The sequence below is a fragment of the Ruminococcus sp. genome (assembly GCF_017549005.1).
Lineage (GTDB): Bacteria > Bacillota > Clostridia > Oscillospirales > Ruminococcaceae > Ruminococcus.
In genome coordinates this window covers 139087-150004 of record NZ_JAFYYT010000047.1, presented here as the reverse complement: position 1 = coordinate 150004, position 10918 = coordinate 139087, and the positions used below count along the sequence as shown (strand labels likewise).

The window sequence follows — 10918 nt, the reverse complement described above, 5'->3', positions numbered from 1 at the left end:
TGTATCAAAACCTTCCTTTCACGTATCTCAGCTCCAGCGTCTCTTCTCCAGACCCTTGACGGTCAGGAAATTGAAGACAAATGCTGTGCTGACAAAGAATAACACACTCGGAAGGCTGAATACTCCCCTTGTAAATTCAACATATCTCGAATAGAATGCCATATTGGTAACTGCCTTGTAAGCAAGTCTCTTTGCAAAGTTTCCGTTCTCAAAGGTAGCTACAAGGTTCTCCGAAAGGTAGATAACGAAGAGTACTACCAGGCAGACTACCGCAGAAGCCATCTGATTTTCGGTAAGCGAGGATATGAACAGTCCTACTGCTATGAATGCAGCTCCCAGGAACAGCATTGCGAAGTAATTGCCAAGCAGTGACGGCCATATGACGTCGCCGAGATAATTGATGATGAATGCGTATACGAATATGATGGACTCGGCAATGATGTACAGTGTAAGAGCTGCGAAGTATTTGCCGAGAACGATGTCCCAAAGGCTTATGGGAGCAGTCAGGAGTCCCTGATCTGTCTTGTTTTTCTTCTCCTCGCTGAGGAGCTTCATTGTGAGTATGGGAATGAGGAACAGTACAATGATGAACATTGACTGGAAAAGGTTTGAAGTATCCGCATTTTCCGCGGCTATTACCGTATTATAGAAGAATATTCCCGAAACGAGCCAGAACACCGCAAGGAATACATATGCAACGCCCGATGTAAAGAACGAGCCCATTTCACGTCTGTAGATCGCCAGCATTATTCCTCACCTCCATTGTTTTCTTCATTTTCTGCTGCCTTTTCAGGTTCGGCTTCTTCCTTTTCTTCCTCTTCGCCTTCCTTAACGGCATTGAGTCTGCCCTTATCGTCGACCTTCAGTCCTATTTTCGGAGAAGCAGCCTTTTTCTTCTTGTCGTTCTTGCTGCCTATCCCCTCGTCCATAGTGATCTTCAGGAAGATGTCCTCGAGAGTGAGGTCTGAAAGCTGGAGCATAAGGATATTCCAGCCGTTCTCGCTGCATACCCTGTTTATTTCGCGCCTTACGTCGGTCTGACCGTCGGTCTCCACGTCGTAGTCGTAAATGCCCTTTTCGCGCTCCATATCGGCGCGGATATACTTAACGCCCTGTATGCCCTTGATCGCGTCCGTGATAAGGCGCTTGTCGTCGGCAGTATGAGTAGGTCCCTCGATACGCAGGGTCATCTTGTGTTCGTTGGTGATATTGTTTGCGATCTCGTCCGCAGTTCCGTCAGCAGCTACCTCGCCCTTGTTGATGATGATTATTCTGTCGCAGACAGCCTGTATCTCGGGGAGGATATGAGATGAAAGGATAACTGTGTGTCTCTTTCCAAGCTTCTTGATAAGGCTTCTTATCTCGATTATCTGGTTCGGGTCGAGACCGACTGTAGGCTCGTCAAGGATAAGCACGGGCGGATTGTTTATAAGCGCCTGAGCAAGTCCTACTCTCTGACGGTAGCCCTTTGAAAGGTTCTTGATTATCCTGTGCTTTACGTCCTCTATCTTACAGAGAGAGCATACATCTTTTATATGTGCGCTTCTCGGGAGCTTGCACTTTTTAAGATCGTATATGAAGCTGAGATATGCTTCAACGGTCATATCCACATAAAGCGGCGGTATTTCGGGAAGATAGCCTATGTTAGCCTTTGCCTTCCTGGGATCTTCAAGAATATCCGTACCGTCTATAAGGACCTCTCCCGAGGTTGACGAGATATATCCCGTAAGCATATTCATGGTCGTTGATTTTCCTGCACCGTTCGGTCCGAGGAAACCGAGTATCTCACCCTTTTCGACCTTGAAGCTTATATTCCTTACAGCGACCTTGTCACCGTACTTCTTAGTAAGGTTCCTGACCTCTATCATTGGGTTTTACCCTCCTTATTGCGTATGTTGGCAGCAGAGCGCCTGCCCTGCCGCCGGAATTTACAGCCTTTATTATGTTAATACCTGTATGTGATAACAGAGTGAAAGCAATACGAATTTTTTAAAATATATTCATGACAGACTCTACATCTGCGTTTATCTGCTTTTTCAGTTCGTCAAGCGAGCCGAATTTCCGCTCGGGACGCACAAAATCCCTGAATCTGACAGTTACGGACTTTCCGTAAAGGTCGCCGCTGTAGCCGATGATATGCGTCTCGGCAAGAGGTCTGCGCCCGCCCTTTATTGTGGGCTTTACTCCCACATTCGTCACGGAGCGGTATTCCTTTCCGCCGAACACGGTCACAGTGCTGTAAACGCCGTATTTCGGCACGAGCTGACCGTTCCCGAAGTCCTGATTTATTGTTGGGAAATCAATGGTCCTGCCAATGTGGTTCCCGTCCGCGACCCCGGCGCTTATGAAATAGTCAGAGCCGAGCAGACTGTTTGCCGCGGTGATGTCGCCTTTCAGCAGGAGCTCCCTTATACGGCTCGATGATACCGCGCTTCCGCCGATGTCCACCTCGCCTACGATCTCCACCTCAAAGCCGAAGCGCTCGCCGAAGCCTTTAAGCTCCGCAGCGCCGCATGAAGCCATTTTTCCGAACCTGAAATCACAGCCGCAGCACACATGAGCTGCACCCATGCGCCCTGCAAGTATCTCACGGGCAAATTCCTCGCCCGAAAGTCCGCACATACTCTCGAAGGACGGGCTGAAAACATCGTCCACGCCCATCTGCTCCCAGAGAAGTATGTCCTTTTCGGCTTTTGTGTAGATGTATCCCGACGAGCCCCCTGCCTTACGCAGAGCACACTCGGGCTCAAAGGTAAAGACCGCCGCTGTAAGCCCGTTTTCCCTCTGTGACAGCGCCGCGTTTATAACTGCGCGGTGTCCGAGGTGTACTCCGTCAAATATTCCCAGTGCGACTGCCGAATGTCTTTTCTCCATACAGTCACCCTAAGTTCTTTCCGATACGGAGCTCGCCGCTTTCAAAGTCTGCAAAAGCAGTACCGATAAAGCCCCCGTCAAAGCCGTAGACTCCGTAGCGGTCAACGCCGCTGCGGATATCCCTTAGCCTTGATATATCGAGCTTTACGCCGTTCCTGTACATTTTTGTCTGAGCCTCGCCCAGCCTCAGCTTCGGGAGCTTCTCAAACACACGCTCTATCGGCAGAATGAGCTCTTCGAGCCTGTCCTCGTCCCTTGCCTGCTGTATCTCCTCAAGAGTATGGCAGTCCTCAAGGGTAAAGCCTCCCGACGACGTTCTGACCAGCGAGGTCATTATGCCGCCGCAGCCCAGCTTTTCTCCGATATCGCTGATAATAGTCCTTATATAGGTGCCCTTGCCGCAGGCTATGGACAGAACTCCCTCACGGGCGCTGCTGTCATACTCCTCCAGCACAAGGCTTTCGACCTCTATCTCACGGGCCTGACGCTCCACCTCTATGCCCTGCCTCGCAAGGTCGTAAAGGCGCTGACCGTTCACCTGAACAGCCGAATACATAGGCGGAAGCTGCATTATCCTGCCGATGAAACCGGGGATAACAGCTTCTATCTGTTCGCGGCTCACAGCCATATCCGAGTATCCGCGCACCTCGCCCCACACGTCCTGGGTGTCCGATACGGCTCCCAAGCGGAAGCCTGCACGGTAGCTCTTTGTATTGTCGGGCATTATATCGCAGGCCTTAGTGGCATTGCCCACAAATACGGGCAGCACCCCTGTAGCCATAGGGTCGAGAGTTCCGCCGTGACCGAGCCGCTTTATCCGCAGTATGCCGCGGAGCTTTGCGACTACGTCAAAGGACGTGAAGTCCTGCGGCTTGTCAACGCAGAGTATCCCGTTCATTCGCCAAGAGCCTTTCTGACAGCTTCTATGAGCTGCTTCTTAGCGTCCTCAAGAGGTCCGCTTATAGTGCAGCCTGCAGCCTTTGCGTGACCGCCGCCGCCTATGGACTGGCATATAGTGGATACATTAACGTCCTTTGCGGAACGGAACGAGCACTTGTATACTCCGTCCTCACGCTCGCGCATGAGTATTCCCACCTCTGTGTCCTCAAGCTGGATAGTGAGCGGTGCGAAGCCTTCAAGCTCCTCCATGGACACGCCCATATCCTTCATCATTTCCTGAGTTACGGCAGCTATCGCAAGCTTTCCGCCGAGACAGTACTCCATGAGCTCGTTGACTCTTGCCTCGAGCTTGAGTCTGCCCATAGACTTTACGTCGAACATATAGCGGTTTATACGTGCGAAATTGATATCAAAGCTCCTCATCATCTCTGCCGCTATCTCGTGAGCGCGCGGAGTGGTACAGTCGTACTTGAAACAGCCAGAATCCGTAGCTATGCCCGTATAAAGGCACATAGCGCAGTGCTTCGTTATCTTTATGCCCATGTACTTCGCAAGGTCGTAGATGATCTCGCATGAAGCCGTGGCGTCGCCGCGGAGAAGAGTTTTCTCCGCATAGTTCTTGTTTGAGATATGGTGGTCGATACAGAGCTGCACTCTTCCTCCGTAGATGTCCTTATAATCGCCCATAAGGGTCTCGTCAGCTATATCAACAGCGATGATAGTCTTTGGTTCAAACTCCTCGCCTGCCCCCTCTTCCGTGAGGAAGCTGTAGCGCGACGGAAATTCGTCATGGCATACTACTCTGCTTCTGATGCCCATCTGTGTGAAAATATCCTTCAATGCAAAGCCTGCGCCTATACAGTCTCCGTCGGGATTGCGATGGGTGATTATAACTGCGTCCTCGCAGTTTCTGAGAAAGAGCTCAGCCTCACTGAATCCAATGAACATACAAAGCCCTCCTTTACAGCAAGTCGTGGAGCTTCTTGCTTATCTCCGCGCTTCTTTCGATAGAATTGTCGGCGATAAACGTGAGCTCGGGCGCCTTGCGCATTTTAAGTCTGTGAAAAAGCTCGCGCTTTATAAAGCCTGCGCCGCTTTTCAATCCCTCAACCGATTCCTTTGCTCTCTCGATGCCGTCAAAGCTGGAAACGTATATCTTGCAGCTCGACATATCGCCCGAGAGGTCCGCTCTTACAATGGTGAGCATCTTGTCTATCCTCGGGTCTTTCAGTTCGCGGAGGATAGCCGTCATCTCACGCTTTATATCTTCAGCCATACGGCTGTTCTTGAAATTAGGCATTTTTTTCCTTTCTGTCTTTACAGTTTGACGGTAAAGCCGCCTCCTGCTGTCTCTTCATGCTTCTCGGGCTCGGCAGTTTTTTCTTTCTTCGCGGCTGTCTTCTTTGCAGCCGGCTTCTTTGCGGCAGTCTTTTTTTCTGCCGTTTTCTTTGCTGTGCTCTTTTTTGCGGCAGGCTTCTTTGAAGTCTTTGCCGCAGACTTTTTCTCAGCTTTTTCAGCCTCCGCCTCAGCTGCCTCTACAGCGGCTGTGCCCTCCGGGTCGTTGAAAAATCCGCCTGTGAACATCTCTGCCGAAAAAGCCTCGTCCTCAGCTGTTGCGCTGTAGTCGGGGATATCGTCGTCGCCCTCTTCGCCGTAATAGATATCGGCATATTTTCCGTACTCGGGCTCCAGCTCCACGTCGCTTACGGGACGCTCGATACCCATGAGGTCTCCGAGATCCTCCTCAGGCTCTTCCATTGCGCTGCACTGACCGAGGAGTATCTTCTTTACCGACTGAAAGAAGAAAATATCTATCGGTCCGAAATCGTCCCATGCCAGTGCCTCGTTGCAGTACTGCAGCATATCCGCAGTACTCATTCTGCTGTTATCCATAAGAAATTCCCCCTTTATCATTGATCTGCGAGGAAATTGCCGTTAATCCTCGCGGTATTCCTCAACGATATAAGTCTCGAATATGTCGCCTTCCTTGACGTCGGCAAACTTTTCAAGGCTGATACCGCACTCGTAGCCCTCTGCAACTTCCTTTACGTCGTCCTTGAAGCGCTTGAGGCCTGCGATCTTGTCGTCTGCTATGATGATACCGTCACGTACAACACGTACCTGACTTCCTCTTGTTACCTTGCCGCTGAGTACGTAGCTTCCTGCTACCATACCAACGTTGGATATCTTGTATACCTGACGTACTTCAACACGTCCCTGCTCAACATCGCGGTACTTCGGAGCGAGCATACCCTTCATGGCTGTGGAGATCTCCTCGATAGCGTCATAGATGATACGATAGAGTCTGATATCCACTCCGTCGCGGACTGCATTCTCTGCCGCAACAGGGTCCGGTCTTACGTTGAAGCCGACGATGATAGCGTTTGAAGCGCTTGCCAGCATTACGTCGCTCTCCTTGACAGCTCCGACTGCTCCGTGGATAACTCTTACTCTTACCTCGTCGTTCGAGAGCTTCTCAAGAGACTGCTTTACAGCCTCAACAGAGCCCTGTACGTCAGCCTTGACAACAATGGGGAGCTCCTTGATCTCGCCCTCTGCGATCTGGCTGAACAGGTTGTCGAGAGTTACCTTGCGGTATGCGTTGAACTGCTCCTGCTTAGCTTCGTGCTTTCTCTGCTCAACCAGCTCTCTTGCAAGTCTTTCGTCCTCAACAGCGTTGAAGATATCGCCTGCGCTCGGAACTTCTGCAAGACCTGTTATCTCAACAGGTACGGAAGGACCTGCCGCCTTTACGCTTCTGCCCTTGTCGTTGGTCATTACGCGGACTCTTCCCACAGCAGTGCCTGCGATAAGGACGTCGCCCTGCCTGAGAGTACCGTTCTGTACGAGAAGCGTAGCGATAGGACCTCTGCCCTTGTCGAGACGCGCTTCGATGACTGTACCCTTTGCAAGTCTGTCGGGGTTAGCCTTGAGCTCCTTGACCTCTGCAACGAGAAGAACGTTCTCGAGAAGCTCGTCGATACCCTCGCCTGTCTTGGCTGAAACAGGTACGCAGATAACGTCGCCGCCCCAGTCCTCGCATACGAGGTCGTACTTTGTGAGCTCTTCCTTGATACGGTCGGGATTTGCGCCCTCCTTATCCATTTTGTTGATAGCAACGATAATGGAAACTCCGGCAGCCTTCGCATGGTTGATGGACTCTATGGTCTGCGGCATGATACCGTCGTCTGCTGCAACTACGAGGATAGCGATATCCGTGATGTTCGCACCTCTTGCACGCATTGATGTGAACGCCTCATGTCCGGGAGTATCGAGGAATGTGATGTCCTGTCCGTTGATATTCACCTGATATGCGCCGATATGCTGTGTGATTCCGCCTGCCTCGCCTGCGGCAACGTGAGCGTTTCTGATACGGTCAAGGATAGAAGTCTTACCGTGGTCAACGTGTCCCATTACGACTACAACAGGGCAGCGAGGCTGGAGGTTTGTATCGTCGTCGTCCGTGTCGTCGATAAGACGCTCCTCAATGGTAACGATAACTTCCTTTTCTACCTTTGCGCCCATTTCGTCTGCAACGATAGCGGCTGTATCAAAGTCTATCTCCTGATTGATCGAAGCCATTACGCCCAGCTTCATGAGCTGCTTGATAACGTCTGTGGCTGTAGCTTTAAGACGTGTTGCAAGCTCGCCGACTGTGATGTTGTCGGGGATAAGCACCTTGAGCTGCTGCTTTCTTGCTCTTTCAAGCTCCAGTCTCTTGAGCTTCTCGGTCTCCGACTCCTTCTTGGAGAACTGCTGACGTGTTCTCTGTGCTGATTTCTGATTTATCTTCTGCTTCTTTGAAGAGTAGTTGTCGTTCTTGTGCTTGTTGGAAGTAGCCATCTGGTCGTATCTCTCATTGTACTTGTCGAGATCGACATAGCTTCCTCTTGTATCGACTGTACGGCGCTGAGTGGACGTCTGCGCTGTCTCGGAGCTGAAGCTCGCGTTGAACTTTGTTCTCTCGCCTCTGTCCTGAGCCTTTGCAGGTTCCGTCTTCTTCTTGTCCTTTTTCTTGTCGTTCTTCTTGTCCTGTACAGGTGCGGCAGGCTTGGGAGCTTCCTTTGCGGGAGCTGTCTCCTGCTTCTTCTCGGGCTCTGCCTTGGGAGCCTCCTGTACCTTTACGGGCTCTGCCTTTGCCTCGGGCTTGGGAGCTTCCTTTACGGGAGCTGCTTCCTGCTTCTTTTCGGGCTCTGCCTTGGGAGCTTCCTGTGCCTTTACGGGCTCTGCCTTCTTCTCGGGCTCTGCTTTTTTAACCGCAGCAGCCGCTTTCTTCTCGGCAGGCTTCTCAGCAGGCTTTGCTTCAGCCTTCTTCGGAGTGCTCCTGGGCTCCTCCTTTTTCTCCTGTTTCGGAGCAGCTGCCTTCTTCTCGTCCTTCTTCGGCTCGGCAGACTTTTTCTCAGCAGGCTTCTTTGCTGCTTTTTTCTCCTCCTTCGGCTCCTCTGCCTTTACAGGACGGGGATCGTTCTTGGAGTTGAAGTAGTCGTTGAAGGAATTGACGGAATAGCGGTCCTTTGTGTAGTGCTCGAGGACCGTATTCATCTCCTCCTCAGTAAGTGAAGAGCCTGTTTTCTTCTTTGTGTCGCCCTTCTCCGCAAAGAGATCAATGATCTCCTGTGCAGGGATATTAAGATCTTTTGCAGCGTCGCTTATCTTTATCTTTTTTGCCATAGGCTTGATTACCTCCATAATCTTTGCCGCGCGAATATGCGGCATTATAAAATGTTTTGCATAAACATCTATATCAACGCATTACTGCGATACCTCGGATATTATCTTTTCAAAGCCGTCCGAAAAGCCCTTGTCGGTAACTGCGATGACACCTGTTTCCTTTCCGCAGAGCCTTCCTATATCGTACTTGCTCACGTCTGTATCCAGGTGCTTTATGCCGAACCTTTCACAATAGAACCCGACTTCCTTTTTTGTCTTTCCGGAAGTGTCGCAAGCTGTAAGTATACAATGAGCTGTACCGTTTTTCGCAGCCTCGACAGCGCTGTCGAAGCCCTTTACCGCCTTGCCTGCCCTGAGACATATGCCCAGCAGATTAAGCGTCCTGCGATTCTTTTCCGAGCTCATTCATCATCACCTCGTATACGCTTTCCTCTATCCTGCATGAGAATGATTTCTCGAAGCGTCTTGCCTTCCGTGCTTTTTCAAGGCATTCGGTGCTTCGGCATATATAAGCGCCTCTGCCTGCCGCCTTGCCCTTGAAATCAAGACTTATCTCGCCCTCGGGAGACTTCACCACGCGGATCAGCTCCATTTTCGGTTTCATCTCATTGCAGCCGAGACACATTCTCATAGGTATTTTCTTCGGCTTCATGATTATTCCTCGTTTGCAGGAGCTTCTGTGCTTTCCTCTGCTTCTGCGGCAGCTGTCTCAGCAGCTGTTTCCTCTGCTTCGGCATTCTCGCCGATCTCCTCGGCAGGAGGAGCTGCTTCAAATACGGGAGCTACGAAATCAGGGCTCAGCTCGGGAGCTTCCTCGTTGGTAACTGTGTCGAACTGAGGCTTGATGTCGATCTTGAAGCCTGTGAGCTTCGCAGCAAGCTTTGCGTTCTGACCCTTGTTGCCGATAGCAAGTGAGAGCTGATTGTTTGGAACGATGACAGTACAAGCCTTCTCCTCCATGGAAGTGATGACTGTTTTCAGCACCTCTGCCGGAGCAAGAGCTCTTGCAATGAACTCCTCGGGCACCTCGCTCCACGGGATAATGTCTATCTTCTCGCCGTTGAGCTCGTTAACTACAGCTGTTATTCTTGAACGCTTCGGACCGATACAAGCTCCGACAGCGTCAACGTTCTCATCCTTTGACCATACGGCTATCTTTGTTCTCGAACCTGCCTCACGGGATATGGACTTTACTTCAACAGTGCCGTCGTATATCTCGGGGACCTCCTGCTCGAAGAGTCTCTTCACGAGGTCCTTGTGAGTACGTGATATCTTTACTACAGGCTTCTTGTTCTTGCCGATGATGCCTGTGATGTAGACCTTGACCATTCTGCCCTCTTCCAGGTTCTCGCCCGGTATCTGCTCGTTGCGGAAGAGGTAGAGCTCTGTTCCGTCATAAACGACTGTGACCGTACCTCTGCCCGGTTCTACCTGAGATACCTTTGCAGTGATACATTCATGCTCCTTCTGCTCGAACTTGCTCAGCATCTGCTCGCGGTTGATCTCCCTGAGGTCGCCCTTGATGGACTGCTTTGCGGAGAGAGCCGCCATTCTTCCAAGCTTGGAGATATCCAGCTCCTTCATTATGGTTCCGCCGACCATAGCGTTGGGGTCCATAGTCCTTGCGACGTCGATGTTGACCTCGTTCTCGTCGATAGGCTCATCGTCGATGATATCCTGTCTGATGTACATTTCAAACTTTTTCGTTTTCGGGTCGATCTCAACTGTGATCCTTTCCTCGCTGTGGGGATAAGCTCTTCTTGCAGCCTTAAGCATAGCCGACTTTACCTTTTCGATGAGAAGGTCGGTCTCCACGCTGTTTTCCTCGCCGAGAGCCTCAAGCGCCCTGAAAAAGTCCTTATTCATGTTCATGTCTGTAAATTCCTCCAATATATTTTATTTTGTTTTTTCACATTTCAGAAATCGAGATACAGCTTTACAAAAGCTATATCCGCCAGTGGGAATTTCTTTTCCTCACCGCTTTCAAGTGCGACTGTCACGCCGTCCTTGTCTGCGCTCACAAGCTGAGCCACGATCTCCTTTTCGCCGTCCACTGCTCTTATGAAGCGTACCCTTACGGTATCTCCCTGACAGACCTCGAAGTGCTCCTCTTTCACGAGTTCGCGCTCCAGTCCTGCCGAGCCGACTTCCAGCATATAGCTCTGTGCAATGGGATCCTTCTCGTCGAGGATATCGCTTATGGGAGCGTTTGCGCGTTCACAGTCCGCAATAGTTATCCCCTCGTCCTGATCGATGAACACGCGCAGATACCACATAGCGCCTTCCTTTTCGTAGCAGACGTCCCACAGATAGTAGCCAAGCTCATCGGTTATGGGCTTGATAAGATCGTATACCTTTTGTTCCGTACCGCCGAACTTTTTGAATTTCATAGGCAGTTTTTCCCGATATATCGGGTCTCTCCTTTCTCTGCAATGTAATAGTGCCGATATAAATACTAAAGACCGGAAGGGCT

General features: G+C 50.8%; 12 protein-coding genes. All 12 read right to left on the bottom strand.

The genetic code is table 11. From position 1 onward, the window contains the following. Window positions 1-27 precede the first annotated feature (27 nt). A complete protein-coding gene (locus IKW96_RS12300; RefSeq protein ID WP_296575269.1) occupies window positions 28-747 on the bottom strand; it encodes an ABC transporter permease subunit in 720 nt (239 codons plus the stop codon). Continuing rightward, complete coding sequence (locus tag IKW96_RS12295; RefSeq protein ID WP_296575267.1) at window positions 747-1868, bottom strand: ABC transporter ATP-binding protein; 1122 nt, start codon at window positions 1866-1868, stop codon at window positions 747-749. Before IKW96_RS12295 ends, IKW96_RS12300 begins: the two co-directional genes overlap by 1 nt. 121 nt (window positions 1869-1989) lie before the next feature. Further along, on the bottom strand, window positions 1990-2874 hold the full coding sequence (gene ribF, locus IKW96_RS12290) for a riboflavin biosynthesis protein RibF (RefSeq protein WP_296575266.1): 885 nt from the start codon (window positions 2872-2874) through the stop codon (window positions 1990-1992). Window positions 2875-2878: 4 nt separating this feature from the next. Beyond that, on the bottom strand, window positions 2879-3772 hold the full coding sequence (gene truB, locus IKW96_RS12285; protein ID WP_296575264.1) for a tRNA pseudouridine(55) synthase TruB: 894 nt from the start codon (window positions 3770-3772) through the stop codon (window positions 2879-2881). Then, on the bottom strand, window positions 3769-4722 hold the full coding sequence (locus IKW96_RS12280; protein WP_296575262.1) for a DHH family phosphoesterase: 954 nt from the start codon (window positions 4720-4722) through the stop codon (window positions 3769-3771). The genes truB and IKW96_RS12280 overlap by 4 nt, the downstream gene beginning before the upstream one ends. A 13-nt stretch (window positions 4723-4735) precedes the next feature. Continuing rightward, a complete protein-coding gene (gene rbfA, locus IKW96_RS12275) occupies window positions 4736-5074 on the bottom strand; it encodes a 30S ribosome-binding factor RbfA (RefSeq protein WP_296575259.1) in 339 nt (112 codons plus the stop codon). A 17-nt stretch (window positions 5075-5091) separates the two neighbouring features. After that, window positions 5092-5667, bottom strand: coding sequence for a hypothetical protein (locus IKW96_RS12270; protein ID WP_296575257.1), 576 nt, complete (start codon window positions 5665-5667; stop codon window positions 5092-5094). Window positions 5668-5709: 42 nt separating this feature from the next. Next, window positions 5710-8445, bottom strand: coding sequence for a translation initiation factor IF-2 (gene infB, locus IKW96_RS12265; protein WP_296575254.1), 2736 nt, complete (start codon window positions 8443-8445; stop codon window positions 5710-5712). 81 nt (window positions 8446-8526) lie between these two features. Further along, window positions 8527-8850, bottom strand: a complete 324-nt coding sequence (locus IKW96_RS12260; protein ID WP_296575251.1) for a ribosomal L7Ae/L30e/S12e/Gadd45 family protein — start codon at window positions 8848-8850, stop codon at window positions 8527-8529. Further along, entirely contained in the window at window positions 8819-9097 is a 279-nt protein-coding gene (locus IKW96_RS12255; RefSeq protein ID WP_296575246.1) for a YlxR family protein, read from the bottom strand. Before IKW96_RS12255 ends, IKW96_RS12260 begins: the two co-directional genes overlap by 32 nt. A 2-nt stretch (window positions 9098-9099) precedes the next feature. Continuing rightward, complete coding sequence (nusA, locus tag IKW96_RS12250; RefSeq protein ID WP_296575243.1) at window positions 9100-10317, bottom strand: transcription termination factor NusA; 1218 nt, start codon at window positions 10315-10317, stop codon at window positions 9100-9102. A 44-nt stretch (window positions 10318-10361) separates the two neighbouring features. Then, complete coding sequence (gene rimP / locus IKW96_RS12245; protein WP_296575240.1) at window positions 10362-10835, bottom strand: ribosome maturation factor RimP; 474 nt, start codon at window positions 10833-10835, stop codon at window positions 10362-10364. Window positions 10836-10918: the final 83 nt, after the last annotated feature.

What these genes read in the sequence shown, in the direction of transcription:
- IKW96_RS12300 (WP_296575269.1), bottom strand. Translation starts at nt 747, where the DNA reads ATGCTGGCGATCTACAGACGTGAAATGGGCTCGTTCTTTACATCGGGC.
- IKW96_RS12295 (WP_296575267.1), bottom strand. Translation starts at nt 1,868, where the DNA reads ATGATAGAGGTCAGGAACCTTACTAAGAAGTACGGTGACAAGGTCGCT.
- ribF (WP_296575266.1), bottom strand. Translation starts at nt 2,874, where the DNA reads ATGGAGAAAAGACATTCGGCAGTCGCACTGGGAATATTTGACGGAGTA.
- truB (WP_296575264.1), bottom strand. Translation starts at nt 3,772, where the DNA reads ATGAACGGGATACTCTGCGTTGACAAGCCGCAGGACTTCACGTCCTTT.
- IKW96_RS12280 (WP_296575262.1), bottom strand. Translation starts at nt 4,722, where the DNA reads ATGTTCATTGGATTCAGTGAGGCTGAGCTCTTTCTCAGAAACTGCGAG.
- rbfA (WP_296575259.1), bottom strand. Translation starts at nt 5,074, where the DNA reads ATGCCTAATTTCAAGAACAGCCGTATGGCTGAAGATATAAAGCGTGAG.
- IKW96_RS12270 (WP_296575257.1), bottom strand. Translation starts at nt 5,667, where the DNA reads ATGGATAACAGCAGAATGAGTACTGCGGATATGCTGCAGTACTGCAAC.
- infB (WP_296575254.1), bottom strand. Translation starts at nt 8,445, where the DNA reads ATGGCAAAAAAGATAAAGATAAGCGACGCTGCAAAAGATCTTAATATC.
- IKW96_RS12260 (WP_296575251.1), bottom strand. Translation starts at nt 8,850, where the DNA reads ATGAGCTCGGAAAAGAATCGCAGGACGCTTAATCTGCTGGGCATATGT.
- IKW96_RS12255 (WP_296575246.1), bottom strand. Translation starts at nt 9,097, where the DNA reads ATGAAGCCGAAGAAAATACCTATGAGAATGTGTCTCGGCTGCAATGAG.
- nusA (WP_296575243.1), bottom strand. Translation starts at nt 10,317, where the DNA reads ATGAACATGAATAAGGACTTTTTCAGGGCGCTTGAGGCTCTCGGCGAG.
- rimP (WP_296575240.1), bottom strand. Translation starts at nt 10,835, where the DNA reads ATGAAATTCAAAAAGTTCGGCGGTACGGAACAAAAGGTATACGATCTT.